Here is an 18528-nt window from a genome sequence, read left to right on the forward strand (position 1 = left end):
GCTAGACGCGCTGCCAGAGCGCGGGCACGTTGGGCGGTTCCCAGCCCGCCTGCGAGGTGTGGCCCTGCAGGCAGCGGTAGGTGGCCCCGCCGTAGGTGACGGTGGCGCCCGTCGCGTACGCCGTGTTCGGCGCCCAGGTGCCGCCCGGGTCGGTCGGCGTGACGGTCGGCGAGCCGGTCGGGCCGCCGCCCTGGGTGGCCAGGGTCAGCCCGTACGTGGCCAGGATCTCGTTGACCGGCTGGAAGTACGTCGTCCCGCCCGAGCCGCAGTTGCCCGAGCCGCCTGAGGTGACGCCCTGGGCCTGGTCGCCCGAGATGAACGAGCCGCCCGAGTCGCCGGGCTCGGCGCAGACGCTGGTCCTGGTCACGCCGCTGACCGTGCCCTGCGGGTAGGTGACGCTGGTGTTGAGCTGCTGGACCGAGCCGCAGCGCCACTGGGTGGTCGAGCCGGAGCGGCAGATCGACGAGCCGGGCTGGGCCACGGCCGAGCCGCGCACCGGCAGGATGCCCGCGCTGTAGCCGTTCACGACCCCGACCGGGGTCCACTGCGTGTTGACCTCGACCCAGGCGTAGTCGTTGCCGGGGAAGGAGGAGCCGCGGAACGTGCCCTGCGCCACCCGGTTGACGCCCGTGGTGGTCGCGCCCGTGGAGCCGCAGTGGCCGGCGGTCACGAAGCCGCCCTGCGAGCCGGCCCTCGTCACCGAGAACCCGACCGAGCAGCGCGAGCCCGAGCCGATGTAGTACGCGTCACCGCCACGCACGTCGTAGTACGGCTCCGGCCGCTCGTCGGAGCGTACGACGCGGACGGCGGAGACGTCGGCGCCGCTGGCGCGCACCCAGGCGGCGGCCCTGGCGGGCGTGGAGGTCAGGACGACCACGGTGTTCTCGACGACGTCCACGTACCAGACCGGCGCGGTCCCCGGGGCGGTGGCCGACGCCTGGTCGAGGGTGGCCTTGACCTGGTCGAGCCGGTCGAGCGAGCGGCTGACCACGCGGGCCGCGACGCCGGCCGCCGCGATCGCCGCGGTCTTCGACGGGTCGGTGGTGGCGGCGACGGGGGTGGCGGTGGGGCCGGTGACCCAGGTGCCGGCGTACGACGGGCCGAGCAGGGCCCTGAGCCTGGGCTCCACGCCGGCCGCTGCGGCCTCGTTCACCAGGCGCGCCTCGGCCTGCTCGCCGGTGACGCCGAGGTCGCGGGCGAGCGCGTCCACGAGGCCGGGAGGGGGGTCGGCCGCGATGGACGCGCTCGTCCTGGCCATCTCGTAGAGGTTGTCGTCCTGGGCCGAGGCGCCCTTCGCGGCGAGGGCGACGGCCGGGACGGCGATGAGGGTGACGGCTAACGCGATGCCCGCCGTCCGGGTCTTTCTGGGGAGCATTGGTGACTCTCCTCGTACTGGGGGGTGCCGTCACCGTACGGGACCGGATACGAGGAGCGGTCGTGGCAAATGGCCCCTATCACGGTGTTATGGGGGAGCGCTCCTGGCCAGGCAGTTGTTCGTCGCCGAGCTCGAACGTCATGCCGCGGCTGCCGGCAATGCTGATCACCGGTCGCCGGAGCAGCTCGCTCGTCCGGTGCACCACCTCCTGGAAGTTGCGCTGGAGGTCGGGGTCGTCCACGGCGGACAGGCGTACCGAGCCGTTGTCCAGGAGCTCCTTGGCGAGCCACTCGGACATGGTGACGCGGAATCTGGCGGCCTCGTCGGGTGTGAGCGGTGTGGGTGCCATGCGCGCAGTCTAGGCGCGCTGCGGGGCCTGGAGGCTGTTTGATGAGCTATGTGGGGGTATGCGGCATTTGTGCCCCGGCAATGAGGAGACGAGCATGAAAGCAGTCACCTGGCACGGCAAGCGCGACGTACGGGTCGAAGAGGTCCCCGACCCGGCGATCAAGGAGCCCAACGACGCTGTCATCAGGGTCACCAGCAGCGGCATCTGCGGCTCCGACCTGCACCTGTACGAGGTGCTCGGGCCGTTCATGGCCGAGGGCGACATCCTCGGGCACGAACCCATGGGCGTGGTCGAGGAGGTCGGCTCCGCCATCGACAACATCAAGCCCGGAGACCGGGTGGTCATCCCGTTCAACATCGCCTGCGGCCACTGCCACATGTGCGGGATGGAGCTCTACGCGCAGTGCGAGACGACCCAGGTCCGCGAGCAGGGCATGGGCGCCGCCCTGTTCGGCTACACGAGGCTCTACGGGCAGGTGCCCGGCGGTCAGGCCCAGTACCTGCGGGTGCCCGAGGCGCAGTTCGGGCCCATCAAGGTCCCGGAGGGGCCGCCGGACGAGCGGTTCCTGTACCTGTCCGACGTGCTGCCGACCTCCTGGCAGGCCGTCGCGTACGCGGAGATCCCCGACGGCGGCAGCGTCACCGTCTTCGGGCTCGGGCCCATCGGCCAGATGTGCGCCCGCATCGCCCGCCACCTCGGCCACCGCGTGATCGGCGTGGACGGCATCACCACCCGCCTGGAGATGGCCCGCCGTCACGGTGTCGAGGTCATCGACGCCAGCGAGGTGCACAACGTCCCCGAGGAGATCCGCCAGCGCACCTCCGGACGCGGCACGGACTCGGTCATCGACGCCGTCGGCATGGAGGCCCACGGCTCCACCGCCGCCAAGATCGCCCAGACGCTCACCGGGCTGCTGCCCGACGCGGTGGCCGCGCCGCTCATGTCGAACGCCGGCGTGGACCGGCTGGCCGCGCTCAACCAGGCCATCGACTCCGTCCGCCGCGGCGGCGTCATCTCGGTCATCGGCGTCTACGGCGGCATGACCGACCCGCTGCCCATGCTGCGCATGTTCGACAAGGGCATCACGTTGCGCATGGGCCAGGCCCACGTCAGGAAGTGGGTCAGCGCGCTGATGCCGCTGCTGACCGACGACTCCGACCCGCTCGGCGTGATGGACCTGACCACCCACCGGCTGCCGCTGGAGGATGCGCCCCATGCGTACGAGATGTTCCAGAAGAAGGCCGACGGCGCGGTGAAGATCCTGCTCCAGCCGTGACCTGCCAGCTCAGAGGGGTTTCGCGGCCCGGGAGGCGGGCAGCGGAGCATCCATGAGAGTCGTGGTGGTGGGAGCAACCGGGAACGTCGGCACCAGCGTGGTGCGCGCGCTGGCCGCGGACGGCGGCGTGACCTCGATCGTGGGGGTCGCCCGCCGGCTCCCCGGGTGGCGGATAGACCGCACCGACTGGCGGCAGGCCGACGTGGCGACCGGCGACCTGACCCGGATCTTCGACGGGGCGGACGCGGTGGTGCACCTCGCGTGGCTGTTCCAGCCGACCAGGGACCCCGCCACCACCTGGCGGGCGAACGTGCTGGGCAGCATGCGGGTCTTCCGCGCCGCCGCGGAGGCGGGGGTGCCCGCGCTGGTCCACGCCTCCTCGGTGGGGGCGTACTCGCCGGGGCCCAAGGACCGGCCGGTGGACGAGAGCTGGCCCACGCACGGCTGGCCGGGGGCCGCGTACGGGCGGGAGAAGGCGTACGTCGAGCGGGTGCTCGACGTCTTCGAGCACGATCACCCGAACATCCGGGTGGTGCGGATGCGACCCGGCTTCATCTTCCAGCGGGCGGCCGCGACCGAGCAGCGCAGGCTGTTCGCCGGGCCGTTCGTGCCGCGGCGGCTGATCAAGGCCGGGCGGATCCCGTTCGTGCCGGACATCCCCGGGCTGCGGATGCAGGTGCTGCACGCCGAGGACGCGGCCGAGGCGTACCGGCTGGCCGTCACCAAGCCCGTGCGGGGCGCGTTCAACATCGCCGCCGAGCCCGTGCTCGACCCGCACGACCTGGCCAGGATGCTCGGCGCCCGGACGGTGCCGGTCCCGCAGGGGCTGGCCAGGGCGGCCGTGTCCGCGGGCTGGCACCTGCGGCTCGTGCCCGCCGCGCCCGGCCTGCTGGACCTGGCGCTGCGGATTCCGGTCATGAAGACGGAGCGCGCCAGAGAGGTGCTCGGCTGGAAGCCGCGGCACACGTCGTTCGACGCCATGCGGGAGCTGTTCGACGGGTTGCGCGAGGGTGCCGGCATGGACACCGCGCCGCTGGCCCCGGACGGCGGCCCGATCGGCCGGGTACGCGAGCTCGCCGGCGGCATTGGCGGACGTCCGTAAAGAGCTGACTGTGTGTAAATTCCGGCTGTCGGGGAAAGGGAATCACCACGCGAGGTCCTGAAGCGTGGCCCTGCGTGTCGGAAAGACACGGAGGAGCACATGCGCACCTTGATGACCGAGAGGTTCACCCTCCAAGACATCACCAAGCTGCGCCATGCGGTGGCCGAGCAGTCCGCGAGCTGTGGCCTGCACGGTCCCCGGCTGGACGACTTCGTCCTGGCCGTGCACGAGAGCGTGGTCAACGCCGTGGAGCACGCGGGCGGGGCAGGGCGCTTCAAGCTGTGGACGGTCGACGGCGTCATCCGCGCCGAGACCAGCGACCGGGGCTCGGGCATTCCCCAGGAGTACGTCAACGGCGGCAAGCGGCCGTCCGACCATTCCTACACGGGCCGGGGCATCTACCTGATCCGCCGGTTGTGCGACGTGGCCGACTTCCGTACCGGGCCCGCCGGCACCACGGTCGTGCTCACCATGCGGTTACCGCGGGGCCCCGATCACCGGACCCACAGGAGCATGCGGCGCATCAGGGTCACGGCGTGCGGAGGACGCCTGTTCGGCCGCTTCACCGCCTGATCCCGGTGCCGTCCCGGGCCATCTGACCTGGCCGGGCGCCAGGTAGGCTCGAGGGGACGGAAAGGGATCACTACGTGAGCGGCGAAATGCTTTTCCCCGGGATCATCTCTCCGGTCCGGCGCATCGGGCGGCGTGAGTTCGATTTCGAGCGCCAGGTCGCCATCATGGCCATCGTCAACAGGACGCCCAACTCCTTCCACGACCAGGGCCGCACCTTCGAGCTCGACGGCGCGGTCGCGGCGGCGACGCGGGCCGTGGCGGCCGGGGCCGACTGGGTGGACATCGGCGGCTTCGCCTTCAGCGCCGCCCAGGCGCAGATCGGGGTGGCTGAGGAGATCGACCGCGTCGCCCCCGTCATCGCCCGGGTCAGGGCCGCCACCGACGCCGTGATCTCCGTCGACACCCACCGCCCCGAGGTGGCGAAGGCGGCCGTCGAGGCCGGCGCCGACGTCATCAACGACACCAACGGCCTGCGTGAGCCCGGCCTCGCCGAGGTCGCGGCGGAGACCGGGGTCGGCGTGGTGGTCACCCACAGCCTCGGCGGGCCCGGCCGCCGGGTCTTCCGGCCGAGCTATTCAGACGTCGTCTCCGAGGTGGCGGACTTCCTGCGGGAGCGGGTCTCGTTCGCACTGAAGGCGGGGATCGCCCCCGACAAGATCATCATCGATCCGGGGCACGACCTGAACAAGAACACCTTCCACTCGCTCGAGCTGACGCGCCGGCTCGAGGAGATCACCTCGATCGGCTACCCGACGCTGGTGGCGCTGTCCAACAAGGACTTCATCGGGGAGACGATCGACCGCCCCCAGGGGGAGCGGAAGGAGGGGACGATCGCCGTCAACGTCGTCTCCGTCCTCAAGGGCGCACGCATCCTGCGCGTGCACGACGTGGCCGCGACGGTCGCGTCCGTGCGCATGACCGAGGCCGTGCTGGGCTGGCGCGGTCCGGTGGCACCCAGTCACAACCTCGCGTGAGGAGATCCGTACGTGACCGACCGCAAACCCGTCGGGCTTCCCTTCGAGACCTGGATCGACCGGCAGATCCGTGAGGCGGAGGAGCGGGGCGAGTTCGACGACCTGCCCGGCAAGGGCAAGCCGCTGCCGGGGCTCGATCGGCATCCCGACGAGATGTGGTGGATCAAGCAGAAGGTCGAGAGCGAGGGGCTGTCGATGCCCCTGCCGCCCACGCTGGCGTTGCGCAAGGAGGCCGAGGAGGCGCTGGCCGCGGCGCGTGGGGCTCGCTCCGAGGCCGAGGCCCGGCGGATCGTCGAGGAGATCAACCACAGGATCCGGGAGGCGATCAGGACCGGATTGTCGGGGCCGCCGCTGAACCTGATGCCCTTCGACGCCGACGAGATCGTGTCGGAGTGGCGGCGGGGGCGTTGACCCTGGGAAGGGGCCCGGGGGTGTGGCCCCCCGAGCCCCTTCCGGCAGCTGAGGGGCCCGGGTCAGGCGGGCCCCTCAGGCTGGTCGGGGGCCCGGGTCAGGCGGGTCCCCCGGCCGGCCGGGTCTTCAGTTGACGGGCGGGTAGGCGTTCTGCAGCAGCTCACGGAACTGGGCCGAGAACCACTGGCCGGACAGCGGGGCGTCGGCCTTGGCTCCCGACATGTTGTTGCCGTTGAGGCTGTTGCCGGTGTAGGTCGGGTCGCACATCCGGTCGAACTTCTTGCCCTCGTCGTTCGGGATGTCCCGGCTGGCGCCGTCGGACTCGCCCGGAGGCTTGATCCAGACGTAGGCGTCCAGGCCGGTGGCCGGGCTGGCCGTGGGCCGAGCGCCCAGGCCGGCGCCGCTCTGGTTGCACCAGTTGCCGGCGTGGATGCGCCGGTCGATGCGGGACTGGTTGACGAACTCGTCCACGTTGGTCGAGGTGCTCGGCCCGCTCGGGCGGGCGCTGCCGCCCCAGCCGTTGCGGGAGGTGTCGATCAGCATGCCGAGCCCCTGCCGGAAGCCCTTGCTGATGAGCGCGTTGCGCAGGGCTGTGGCGAAGCTCTGCTCGTCGACGTAGTAGTTCCAGTCCACCCACTTGGACTGCCTGACCGTGGTGCTGCCCACCATGGTGTTGATGGTGAAGTGCGGCTCGGTCGTGGCTGAGTAGTTGGCGGTGTTGACGATGAAGCCGTCCACGCTGTCCACCCCGGCGGTGGTGGCGGCGACGGTCTCGTAGAAGAGGTTCACGGACGGGTTGAAGTTCGAGTCCCAGCCGAGCCACGCGTGGTGGGCGGCGTCGATGTAGGTGTAGACGTTCGTGATGGCGTGCAGCTGGTTGAGCGCGTAGCGGACGCCGTCGCGGTAGCCGCCGGCGCCGTTGGCCTCGCGGCACTTCTCGAAGGAGTTGAGGTTGGTGACCAGGTTCGGCAGCGAGTCGGGCTCGATGATCGTGACGATGCGCAGGTTGGCGTAGGCCGAGTCGCGCATGATGGCCGCGATCGGGTCGATGTACTCGGTCTTGTAGCGGTTGAACCCGTCCTGCGCGATGAGCAGCTCGCCGTTGGAGGCCAGCGCCGAGCAGTCGCGGTTGGGCAGGTTGTAGATGACGACCTGGATCGTCAGCGGCGCGGAGCCGTTGGCGGCGTCCTGCCGGACGGCCTCGTCCAGGTGGGCGCGCAGGCCCATGGCCGAGGAGGAGCCGGCGATGGCCGCGATGCGGTCCATCCACACGGCCGTGGAGGTGTTGGCGACCGCCGAGCCGCCGGGCTCGGCCGCGGCCCTGGCGCTCCAGTTCGGGTTCACGTAGCCGGTGGCGCCCGCGTACGGGTTCTCGACGTGGGTCGGGTTGGTGCCGCCGTCGTCGTCGGCCTCGGTGGCGGTGACCGTACGCGAGGTCAGGCCGGTGGAGGCGACGGTGAAGGGGCGGCTGCCGTTGGCCGTGTCGGAGTCCTGGGCGGCGGCCAGGGTCACCGTCTGCGGGGTGCTCCAGTTGGCCGGGGTGAAGGTCAGGCTGGCCCCGGAGGAGACGGTGAGGTTGGTGTCACCGCTGCCGGCCGTCGTGGTGACGGTCACGTTCGAGGACGGCTGCGCGGCCAGGCGGACCGTGTAGGTGCCGGTCGAGCCCTCGGGCACGGTCACCGCGGGCGGCGACACGATGATCGACTGCTCCACTGTGGCGTCGTCGTCCACCTCGGTCGCGGTGACCGAGGCGCCGGTGACGCCGGTGCCGCCGACGCTGAAGGCGGCGGTGCCCGCGGCGGTGTCGGAGTCCTGGGCGGCGGCCAGGGTCACCGTCTGCGCGGTGCTCCAGTTGGACGGGGTGAAGGTGAGCGAGCTGCCCGAGCTGACGGTCAGGTCGGTGTCACCACTGGTCCGCGCGGTGGTGACGGTCACGTTCGAGGTGGGCGCGGAGGAGAGCCGGGCGGTGAAGGTGGCCGTGCCGCCCTCGTTGACCGCGACCGCGCTGGCCGAGGCCACCACGGACGGGGTGGTCGGGCCGGTGCCGCCGCAGGTGACCCCGTTCACGCTGAACGAGGTGGGGTTCGGGTTCGTGCCGGTCCAGGTCCCGTTGAACCCGATGTTGGTGGAGGCGCCGGTGGCCAGGGTGCCGTTCCACGGCATGTTCGTGGCCGTGACCCGGGTGCCCGACTGGGACCAGTTCGCACCCCAGCCGGTCGGCGTGTACCTCTGGCCGGTGGTCGGGAAGTCGAAGGCCAGCGACCACGACGTCAGGGGATCACCGGTGTTCTTCAGCGTGACGCTCGCGGTGAAACCGCCTGAGCCGGTGCCCCACTGGTTGGCGGTATAGGCCACGTCGCAGGTGACGGCGGCGTTCGCGGCCGTGCCCTGGCCGACGACGAGTCCTAAGGCCGCGACACTCGCGGCGGTCATGGTCACGGCCCATTTGCGGAGGCCGCGGTGGAGTCTCACGAGCGATCATCTCCAGTACTTAGGTGGCTGGGAGCGCTCCCATGGTGAGCCGCGCTCGGAGCCCTGTACAGAGGGCGGCCGTCGAGAAGGTGTCCGCCGCCCCGCATGCTCGTTGAATACCCCGGAACGGGGATGAAACTTTCATCCCTGGCAGCCTGGTGAGAGGAAACACGGGGGTTACCGAACCGCCATTCCGTTGACATACGCCGCCGGGCACCCACAATCCACTTTGGGAGCGCTCCCACATCCCTACTCCCATGGAGACCCCGTGAAGTACAGACCTTCATCCCTTTTGACGCGCTTATCGAGACGGCTGGCCGTGGCCACGACCCTCGTCCTCGTCGCGGGCACGACCACGGCCTTGGCAGCCGGTCCCGCCCAGGCGGCCGTGGCGTGTGACGTGACGTACGCGGCCAACCAGTGGGGCACCGGCTCGGGCGGTTTCACGGCGAACATCACGCTGAAGAACACCGGTGACCCCCTGACGTCCTGGTCGCTCGGCTTCGACTTCCCGACCACCGGACAGCGGTACACCCCGAGCGGCTGGGGTGCGAACTGGTCCCAGTCGGGCACCCGGGTCACGGCCACGAACATGCCGTGGAACGGCACCCTGGCCACCGGCGCCTCCACCAACATCGGCTTCAACGGCACGTGGACGGGCAGCAACCCGAGCCCGACCTCGTTCAGCGTGAACGGGGTCACCTGCGGCGGCCCCGGCACCGGCACCGCGCCCACCGTGTCGCTGACCTCGCCGACCGCCGGCCAGACGTTCACCGCCCCGGCCACCGTGCCGATCGCGGCGAACGCGGCCGACTCCGACGGCACCGTCGCCAAGGTCGACTTCTTCCAGGGCTCCACGCTGCTGGGCACCGACACCTCCTCGCCGTACAGCTACAGCTGGACGAACGTGGCGGCCGGCAGCTACTCGATCACGGCCAGGGCCACCGACAACGCCGGCCTGACCACGACCTCGTCGCCGGTCGGGATCACGGTCTCGCCGAACACCGGGCCGGCCCTCGTGGTCAGCCCGACCACGCTGTCCGTGCCCGAGGCGGGGACGGCGACCTTCGGCGTGAAGCTGTCGCAGGCTCCCTCGTCGAACGTGACGGTCACGACGGCCCGCGCCAGCGGTGACGCCGACGTCACGGTGTCGGCCGGTGCAAGCCTCACGTTCACCCCGTCGAACTGGAACACCGCGCAGAACGTCACGCTGGCCGCGGCCAACGACGGCGACACGACGAGCGGCTCTGCCGTGATCAGGGTGAGCGCCACCGGGTACACGCCGGTGGACGTCGCGGCCTCCGAGGCGGACGACGACGTCGGCGGCGACAACGAGTACGTCCAGCGCTTCGTCGAGCTCTACAACGAGCTGCACGACCCGGCCAACGGCTACTTCTCGCCCGAGGGCGTGCCGTACCACTCGGTCGAGACGTTCCTGGTCGAGGCGCCGGACCACGGGCACGAGACCACGTCCGAGGCCTACAGCTACTACCTGTGGCTGGAGGCGACCTACGGGCAGGTGACCGGCGACTGGACGAAGTTCAACAACGCGTGGGCCTCGATGGAGAAGTACATCATCCCGGCCACCGCCGACCAGCCGACGAACTCGTTCTACAACGCCTCGAAGCCCGCCACGTACGCGGCCGAGTACAACTCGATCAGCAGCTACCCGTCGCAGATCGACTCCGGCGTCAGCGTGGGCACCGATCCGATCGCCGGTGAGCTGCAGAGCGCGTACGGCACGCGCGACATCTACGGCATGCACTGGCTGCTCGACGTCGACAACACCTACGGCTTCGGCCGCTGCGGCGACGGCACCACCAGGCCCGCCTACATCAACACCTACCAGCGCGGCCCGGAGGAGTCGGTCTTCGAGACGATCCCGCAGCCGTCCTGCGACACCTTCGCCCACGGCGGCACCAACGGCTACCTGGACCTGTTCATCAAGGACTCCTCGTACGCCAAGCAGTGGAAGTACACCAACGCCCCCGACGCCGACGCCCGCGCGGTGCAGGTGGCGTACTGGGCGCAGACCTGGGCCAAGGAGCAGGGCAAGGAGTCGCAGATCTCCGCGACGGTGGCCAAGGCCGCCAAGATGGGCGACTACCTGCGCTACGCGATGTACGACAAGTACTTCAAGCAGCCCGGCTGCACGAGCCCCTCGTGCCCGGCCGGCACCGGCAAGAACGCCTCCAACTACCTGCTGAGCTGGTATTACGCATGGGGCGGCGCGACCGACTCCAGCGCCGGCTGGGCCTGGCGCATCGGCTCCAGCCACAACCACTCCGGCTACCAGAACCCGTTCGCGGCCTGGGCGCTGGCCAACGTGGCCGAGCTCAAGCCGAAGAGCTCGACCGGTGCCGCCGACTGGAGCACCAGCATGACGCGCCAGCTGCAGTTCTACACGTGGCTGCAGTCGGCCGAGGGCGCCATCGCCGGTGGCGCGACCAACAGCTGGGAGGGCCACTACGCCACGCCGCCGGCGGGGCTGCCGAAGTTCCACGGCATGACCTACGACTGGCAGCCGGTCTACCACGACCCGCCGTCGAACCAGTGGTTCGGCTTCCAGGCGTGGACGATGGAGCGGGTCGCGGAGCTCTACTACGCCACCGGCAACGCCGACGCCAAGGCGCTGCTCGACAAGTGGGTGACGTGGGCGCTGGACAACACCACGATCGGCTCCGACGGCAGCTACCAGATCCCGTCCACGCTGCGCTGGACCGGTCAGCCGGCCGGCAACTTCAACGCGACGACGGGCATGCCGCCGGCCAACCCCGGCCTGCACGTGACCGTCGTGGACCACACGCAGGACGTGGGCGTCGCCGGCTCCTACGCCAAGGTGCTCATGTACTACGCGGCCAGGGCGAACCACGCCGAGGCGCGCGACACGGCCAAGGCGCTGCTCGACGGCGTCTGGGAGAACCGTGACGCCAAGGGCGTGTCGGTGCCGGAGACCAAGGCCGACTACAACCGCATCGACGACCCGGTGTACGTGCCCGCCGGCTGGACCGGCGAGATGCCGAACGGCGACACGATCAACTCCAGCTCGACCTTCATCTCGATCCGGTCCTTCTACCGGAACGACCCGGACTGGCCGAAGGTCGACGCCTTCCTGAAGGGGACGGGCCCGGCGCCCGTCTTCAACTACCACCGGTTCTGGGCGCAGGTGGACGTAGCCGTCGCCCTCGCCGAGTACGGGCGGCTCTTCCCGTGAAAAAGGCAACACTGATCGCCGTGGCGTCGCTGGTCCTGCCCCTGTTCGGGGCGGGGCCGGCGGCCCACGCCGCCGCTGCCGCACCCGCCTTCGCCTACGGCGAGGCGCTGCAGAAGTCGCTGTGGTTCTACGAGGCCCAGCAGTCGGGCGCGCTGCCCGACTGGAACCGCGTCTCCTGGCGCGGCGACTCGGGCCTGAACGACGGCAAGGACGTGGGCGTGGACCTCACGGGCGGCTGGTACGACGCGGGCGACCACGTCAAGTTCGGCTTCCCGATGGCGTTCTCGGCCACCATGCTGGCCTGGGGCGCGGTCGAGTACCGCGACGCCTACGCGGGCTCCGGCCAGCTCACCCACCTGCTCAACAATCTCAAGTTCGTCAACGACTACTTCATCAAGGCCCACCCGTCGCCGAACGTGCTCTACGGGCAGGTCGGCAACGGCGGAACGGACCACGCCTGGTGGGGCCCGGCCGAGGCGATGTCGATGGCGCGGCCCGCGTACAAGATCGACGCGTCATGCGGCGGGTCGGACCTGGCGGGGGAGACGGCGGCGGCGATGGCGGCATCGTCGATCGTCTTCCGCCCGACAAATCCGTCTTATGCCGACACGCTGGTGACGCACGCCAAGCAGCTCTACTCCTTCGCCGACACCGTCAGGAAGAAGTACAGCGAGTGCATCACCGACGCGTCGAGCTTCTACAACTCGTGGAGCGGCTTCAACGACGAGCTGGTGTGGGGCGCGATCTGGCTCTACCGGGCCACGAACGACGCCTCCTACCTGGCCAAGGCTGAGAGCGGCTACGCCAACCTGGGTACCGAACCCCAGACCAGCACCAAGTCGTACAAGTGGACGATCGCCTGGGACGACAAGTCGTACGGCGCGTACGTGCTGCTGCACAAGCTGACCGGCAAGCAGCAGTACCTGGACGACGCCAACCGCTGGCTCGACTGGTGGACGGTCGGCGTGAACGGGTCGCAGGTCAAGTACTCGCCGGGCGGGCAGGCCGTGCTCGACCGGTGGGGCTCGCTGCGGTACGCGGCCAACACCTCGTTCGCGGCGCTGGTGCACAGTGACTCGATCACCGACGCCACGCGCAAGGCCCGCTACCACGACTTCGCGGTCCGGCAGATCAACTACACGCTGGGCGACAACCCGCGCAACTCCTCGTACCTGATCGGGTTCGGCGCCAACCCGCCGAAGAACCCGCACCACCGCACGGCGCACGGCTCGTGGACCGACCAGATCACCAACCCCGAGCAGACCCGCCACACCCTGTACGGCGCGCTCGTCGGCGGCCCGCCCGACCCGAACGACGCCTACACCGACAAGCGCGACGACTACGTCATGAACGAGGTCGCCACCGACTACAACGCCGGCTTCACCAGCGCGGTGGCCAGGCTGTACAAGGAGTACGGCGGCGCCCCGGCGGCCGGCTTCCCCGCCGAGGAGACCCCGGACGGCCCGGAGATCTTCGTCGAGGCGGGCGTGAACGCCTCGGGGACCGGGTTCACCGAGATCAAGGCCATCGTCCGCAACCAGTCGGCCTGGCCCGCCAGGGTCCTGTCCGACGGCTCGTTCCGCTACTACTTCACCCTCGACGGCTCGACGACGGCCTCGCAGATCAGCGTGTCGTCGGCCTACACGCAGTGCAAGGCGCCGACGCTGCACCAGGCGAGCGGCAGCACGTACTACGTGAACATCGACTGCTCGGGCCAGGCCATCGCGCCCGCCGGGCAGTCGCAGCACCGCAGGGAGGTGCAGTTCAGGATCGCCAGCGCGGGCACGTGGGACCCGGCCAACGACTGGTCGTACCGGAACATCCCCACCACGCCCGGCACGACGCCGGTGCGCACCGGGAACATCACCCTCTACAGCGGCGCCACCAAGATCTGGGGTGACCCGCCGGGTCCGGAGGAAGTGGACACGACGGCGCCCAGCAAGCCGGGCAAGCCCGCGGTCTCCGCGATCTCGGGCTCCTCGGCGAGGCTGAGCTGGACCGCCTCCACCGACAACGTGGGCGTGACCGGTTACGACGTCTACCTGGGGTCCACCAAGGTAGGAACCGCCACGTCCACGTCCTTCGACCTGAGCGGGCTCACCCCTGCCACGGCCTACACCGCCCACGTGGTGGCCAGGGACGCGGCAGGCAACACGTCGGTGCAGTCCGACGGCACGGCGTTCACCACGTCAGACACGGTGGACGGGACGCCGCCCAGCAAGCCCGGCAAGCCGACGGTGTCCGGGATCACCTCCTCGGCGGCGCGGGTGAGCTGGGCGGCGTCCACGGACAACGTGGGCGTGGCCGGATATGACGTCTACCTGGGGTCCACCAAGGCAGGCACGGCCACGACCACGTCGTTCGACCTGAGCGGCCTCACCCCCGCCACCGGCTACACGGTCACCGTGGTGGCGCGGGACGAGGCGGGCAACAGCTCGGCGGCCTCGGACGGCACCGCGTTCACCACCTCCGACGCCGCGGCCGGCGGGTGCACGGCCACCTACAAGGTGGTCAACACGTGGGGCGGCGCGTACCAGGCCGAGGTGACGGTGAAGAACGCCGGCACGTCGGCCACCAGCGCCTGGACGGTCACCTGGAACTCCCAGAACTCGATCACCCAGCTCTGGGGCGGCAAGCACACCGTGTCCGGCTCCACGGTCACGGTGAAGAACGAGGCGTGGAACGGCGCGCTCGCGCCGGGCGCCACCACCACGTTCGGCTTCATCGCCAACGGCGCCTCCACCGCTCCCGACCCGATCACCTGCACCCCCGCCTGATCCGAGACTCCGCCCCCGCCGCAGTAGCGGCGGGGGCGGCTCCATCGGCTCAGGGAAAGGCGGCACATGAGAGCGCTCCGCACCGCGCCGGACTTCGCCGGCACCACCTTCGGCCTCCTGGCCGGCCGGCGGGCCGGGAACACGTCGATCCCGTCCGGTTACACGTGCGCCAACCGAACTGCCCGGCAGCCGGGTGCGTATGAGGAGGTGAGGCCCTAACCAGCTATTCCTGCCCAACAAACCATCCCGCCCGGATGGGACGGACGCGGCCGAAACCTCCACTCGGCCGCGTCCGTTTTCTCCCCACCCGCTTCGGCCCCGCTCCCGCTCCCGCCCGGCCTGCGGTCCCGCGCCACCGCGCCACCGCGCTCGCAGTCCCGCGCCGTCGCGCCACTGCGCTCGCAGTCCCGCGCCGTCGCGCCACTGCGCCGCCACCGCGCTGCCGCGCCGCCGCCGCGCTCGCCGTGCCGCGCTGCTGCTTCGCCGGCGCCTGCTGCGCTGCTGGAGGCGTGATCGCGAAAGGTCGCACGCCGACGACACTGCCCGACTGCCGTCTTCGACCGCGGCGCGGTGGCCGTCGGGCTCGCCGCGTGTGTGGCGTGCCGCTCCGGACGTCCCCCCCTGGCACAAGCCCCTCCGCGGGCGCCGCGTCAGCGCCTCGGCGGGCCCCTGAAGGCCGTGAGGAGGCGCGGCCAGGGGGCCGGGCCTCCTCACGGGTGGGGGGCTATTTGGCGGTCGAGGTCGCCAGGGCGAAGCGTTCGCGGGCCGCCTCGATCGCCGTGTCGTCGGCGAACTCGGCGAACGCCTCCTCGTGATAGTGCCGGGGGATGAGCCGGCGGACCCGGTCCGGGTAGCCGGCTCCCGATTCGGGCACCCTGACCTGGGGCGGGATGCTGATCTTGACGGCGATCGGCCCCGAGGCGCGTACGGAGGCGGCCCAGTCCGGGCTCTCCCCGGTGATCGCGCACATGTGGCGGGCATACACCCACGTCACCTCCACGAGCGAGGTGGCGTTCCGGGGTTCGGTGCCGAAGGGTTCCACGGCGCACACGACGCGGGAGTCGAAGCTGTGCCCGTGGGCGTGGTGCTCGCCGGGCGAGGCCTGCTCGAGTATCAGGGTCACCTGGGCGGCGAGCTCCGCGTTGAGCTGGGAGGACGGCTGCCTGGCAGCGAAGAACGTCACCCCGGCCAGGGTCAGGCCGGCCAGGGTGACGATTGCCGCGACGAGCCCGCGACGCGTTTTGATCACGGGCTGGTGCAGGTCAGGGTCGGTGCGGGGCTCGGGATCGAGCCGGTGGCGTTGAATCCGAACGCGGTGGAGGCGTTCGGTGCGAGTTGCCCGTTGTACGTGGCGTTCTTGACCGTCACGTTGGGCGCTTGTGTGGACAGCACGCCGTTCCACGGTGAGCCGTCGAAGCTCTGGCCGCCGGCGTACGTCCACTTGACCGTCCAGCCGTTGATGGCGCTGGTGCTGGTGTTCTTCACGGTCACCTCACCCTGGAAGTGGCCGGCCCAGCCGGTGTCGGTGGCCTTCCACGTGGCGGTGCAGGCGCCCGTCGGAGCGGGGTCGGTCGGCGTGACGGTGGGGCTGGGGCCGGGGCTGCTGCCACCGGGGCCGACACCGGTCACCTGGCCGTTGCCGCCGTCGAAGACGACGTCGGAGCAGCTGTAGAAGTTCTCGTTGCTGTCCGAGCGGATCCAGTGCGTGAAGATGATGTGCCGGCCGCTCTTGCCGGACGGCAGCTGGGCGTTCCAGTAGTAGTAGTTGAGCCCGCCGGCGCCGCCGCTGGCGGGCGGGTTGGTGACGCTGCCGAACGGCTCGAGGTCGGACCACTTGAGCGGCCCGTTGGGGTTCCAGCCGTTCTTGGTGACGTAGTAGTTGAACGCGCCGGGGTGCTGCGCCCAGTTGCTGTGCCGCATCTGGATGGAGGCCCCGGAGGTCAAGTGGGTCAGCGGCCAGTCGGAGCGGACCGCGTTGTAGGCCGAGAAGTCGTAGGGCCCGCCGGTGCCGCCGCTGCAGATCTGCCCGTCGGGGATGAATCCGGTGGTCCGGCCCGCGCCGTCGGAGCGCAGCACCGCGAACCAGTTGTACAGGGGGGTCGCGCCGCTCTGGTTGACCGCGGCCGCGCATGCGGGGTTGTAGGGGAGGATCTGCCCGTTGTCCCGCAGGCCGTCCTGCCAGCACAGGAACGTACGGCTGCCCGGGAACATGGACACGCCGTGGGCCTGTGCCTGCGTGGGCACCATCAGAACACTTGTGATCAGGACCAGGACGGCGGTGAGTGCCGCCGACTTGAATAACTTCATGGGGATTCCCTTGCGCTGACGACAGAGGAAACCTGCCCACGACCTGCCCGCCCGGCGAGCGAATTGAATCACGCTTTTTCCGGATTCGACAACGATCGGTGAAACTTTCAGCCGATCTTGGTCACGGTTTCCCCTGGTGGGTGCCCCGCCCCTGCTCGCACGCGGGCACCGCTGCTTGCCGTACCGGACGGCCCCGGAGAGGGTGAACGCTGGGAGCGCTCCCACTACACTCCACTGTCAGAGAGGCGGGAGCAACACGCCATGAGGCACGCGCACATCCACCTGATCATCGGGGCGTTACTCGCCATGGGCCTGTTCGCCGCGCCGGCGCAGGCCGCTCCGGTGCTCTGCGAGAAGTACGGCTCGGCGAGCATCCAGAACGGCCGCTACATCGTGCAGAACAACGTCTGGGGCGCGAGCACCGCGCAGTGCGTCGACGTCAACCAGAACGGCGGCTTCACCGTCACGCAGGCGGCCCACAACAACTCCACGAGCGGCGCGCCGGCCGGCTACCCGTCGATCTACGCCGGCTGCCACTACGCCAACTGCACCACCGGCAGCAACCTGCCCATGCAGGCCAGCGCCGGCGGTTTCGCCGGGCTCCGGAGCAGCGTCAGCATGACGTACCCGAGCTCCGGCACCTACAACGCCTCCTACGACCTCTGGTTCGACCCCACGCCCCGCACCGACGGCCAGAACACCGGCGCCGAGCTGATGATCTGGCTCAACCGGCAGGGCTCGATCCAGCCGATCGGCTCCCAGGTCGGCACCGTGAACCTGGCCGGCGCGACCTGGCAGGTCTGGTACGGCAACATCGGCTGGAACGTGATCTCCTACGTGCGCACCTCGCCCGCCACCTCGCTGGACTTCACCATCGACACCTTCTACTCCGACGTGGTCAACCGCGGCTACGGCCAGCGGTCGTGGTATCTGACCAGCGTCCAGGCCGGGTTCGAGCCCTGGATCGGCGGCACCGGCCTGGCGGTCAACTCCTTCTCGTTCGGCTCGGGCGGCGGCACCACCGACCCGACCCCGCCGAGCACCCCCGGCACGCCGTCGGCCTCGAACGTCACCTCGTCCGGGGCCACCCTCACCTGGGCCGCCTCCACCGACAACGTGGGCGTGACCGGCTATGAGGTGCTGCGCGCGACCGGCGACACGTTCACCAGGGTCGGCACCAGCAGCACCACCTCCTACACCGACACCGGCCTGAGCCCCGCCACCACCTACCGCTACCGGATCAGGGCGAGAGACGCCGCGGGCAACCTCTCGCCCGAGTCCGCGACGGTCACGGTGACCACCCAGACCGGCGGGACCGGCGGCGGTTGCACGGCCACCGCCACCACCCAGACCGCCTGGAACAACGGCTACGTCATCCAGCCGGTCACCGTCACCAACCGGGGCACCTCGGCGCTCGACGGCTGGACGGTCACGTTCGCGCTGCCGTCCGGGCACACGATCACCGGCATGTGGAACGCGAGCTACACCGTCAGCGGCGGCACCGTCACGGTCCGGAACCTGTCGCACAACGGCCCGCTGGCGTCCGGCGCCACCACGTCGTTCGGCTACCAGGCGACGCGGCCGGCCGGGAACACGCAGGTACCCAGCGGCTACACCTGCGCATGAGGCTCGCGCGGGCATCGCTTTGCGAGGGGCCCAGCCCGCGCGCGGAGGGGTACGGCTGGTGCTGCCGTACCC

General features: G+C 70.5%; 13 protein-coding genes. 8 read left to right on the top strand and 5 right to left on the bottom strand.

The annotated features are described in order from the left end of the window. Nucleotide 1: 1 nt before the first annotated feature. Together ACBJ59_RS14855 and ACBJ59_RS14860 are read right to left on the bottom strand one after the other, a co-directional pair. Nucleotides 2-1375 carry a carbohydrate-binding protein gene (locus tag ACBJ59_RS14855; protein ID WP_375110734.1) on the bottom strand — a complete coding sequence of 458 codons (1374 nt, stop codon included), beginning with the start codon at nt 1373-1375 and terminating at the stop codon, nt 2-4. Nucleotides 1376-1454: 79 nt separating this feature from the next. Further along, nucleotides 1455-1724, bottom strand: a complete 270-nt coding sequence (locus tag ACBJ59_RS14860; RefSeq protein WP_375110735.1) for a hypothetical protein — start codon at nt 1722-1724, stop codon at nt 1455-1457. A gap of 94 nt (nt 1725-1818) precedes the next feature. Between ACBJ59_RS14860 and ACBJ59_RS14865 the strand changes: the two genes are divergently transcribed. From ACBJ59_RS14865 to ACBJ59_RS14885, 5 genes are all read left to right on the top strand, one after another. Then, complete coding sequence (locus ACBJ59_RS14865) at nt 1819-3000, top strand: zinc-dependent alcohol dehydrogenase (RefSeq protein ID WP_375110736.1); 1182 nt, start codon at nt 1819-1821, stop codon at nt 2998-3000. 52 nt (nt 3001-3052) lie between these two features. Continuing rightward, nucleotides 3053-4102 carry an NAD-dependent epimerase/dehydratase family protein gene (locus ACBJ59_RS14870; RefSeq protein WP_375110737.1) on the top strand — a complete coding sequence of 350 codons (1050 nt, stop codon included), beginning with the start codon at nt 3053-3055 and terminating at the stop codon, nt 4100-4102. A 99-nt stretch (nt 4103-4201) separates the two neighbouring features. Beyond that, nucleotides 4202-4675: an ATP-binding protein gene (locus ACBJ59_RS14875; protein WP_375110738.1), complete on the top strand. Its 474-nt coding sequence runs from the start codon at nt 4202-4204 to the stop codon at nt 4673-4675. Between the two features lie 74 nt (nt 4676-4749). Beyond that, the gene (gene folP / locus ACBJ59_RS14880) at nt 4750-5649 is read left to right on the top strand and encodes a dihydropteroate synthase (RefSeq protein ID WP_375110739.1); all 900 of its coding nucleotides are present in this window, start codon (nt 4750-4752) and stop codon (nt 5647-5649) included. A gap of 12 nt (nt 5650-5661) precedes the next feature. Further along, nucleotides 5662-6060, top strand: coding sequence for a DUF1992 domain-containing protein (locus ACBJ59_RS14885; RefSeq protein ID WP_364114175.1), 399 nt, complete (start codon nt 5662-5664; stop codon nt 6058-6060). 126 nt (nt 6061-6186) lie between these two features. Here the strand turns inward: ACBJ59_RS14885 and ACBJ59_RS14890 are convergent, their stop codons facing one another. Next, on the bottom strand, nt 6187-8493 hold the full coding sequence (locus ACBJ59_RS14890) for a glycoside hydrolase family 6 protein (protein ID WP_375110740.1): 2307 nt from the start codon (nt 8491-8493) through the stop codon (nt 6187-6189). Between the two features lie 358 nt (nt 8494-8851). Between ACBJ59_RS14890 and ACBJ59_RS14895 the strand changes: the two genes are divergently transcribed. Further along, nucleotides 8852-11746: a glycoside hydrolase family 48 protein gene (locus ACBJ59_RS14895; protein WP_375110742.1), complete on the top strand. Its 2895-nt coding sequence runs from the start codon at nt 8852-8854 to the stop codon at nt 11744-11746. Further along, complete coding sequence (locus ACBJ59_RS14900; protein ID WP_375110944.1) at nt 11689-14523, top strand: glycoside hydrolase family 9 protein; 2835 nt, start codon at nt 11689-11691, stop codon at nt 14521-14523. Before ACBJ59_RS14895 ends, ACBJ59_RS14900 begins: the two co-directional genes overlap by 58 nt. Before the next feature lie 724 nt (nt 14524-15247). Here ACBJ59_RS14900 and ACBJ59_RS14905 read toward each other — a convergent pair. Continuing rightward, nucleotides 15248-15772: a hypothetical protein gene (locus tag ACBJ59_RS14905; protein ID WP_375110743.1), complete on the bottom strand. Its 525-nt coding sequence runs from the start codon at nt 15770-15772 to the stop codon at nt 15248-15250. After that, nucleotides 15769-16830, bottom strand: a complete 1062-nt coding sequence (locus tag ACBJ59_RS14910) for a lytic polysaccharide monooxygenase (RefSeq protein ID WP_375110744.1) — start codon at nt 16828-16830, stop codon at nt 15769-15771. The genes ACBJ59_RS14905 and ACBJ59_RS14910 overlap by 4 nt, the downstream gene beginning before the upstream one ends. Before the next feature lie 261 nt (nt 16831-17091). On the opposite strand from ACBJ59_RS14910, the gene ACBJ59_RS14915 reads away from it, so the two are divergent. Beyond that, a complete protein-coding gene (locus ACBJ59_RS14915) occupies nt 17092-18456 on the top strand; it encodes a cellulose binding domain-containing protein (protein WP_375110745.1) in 1365 nt (454 codons plus the stop codon). Nucleotides 18457-18528: the final 72 nt, after the last annotated feature.

The sequence above is a fragment of the Nonomuraea sp. MTCD27 genome (assembly GCF_041950495.1).
Taxonomy (GTDB): domain Bacteria; phylum Actinomycetota; class Actinomycetes; order Streptosporangiales; family Streptosporangiaceae; genus Nonomuraea.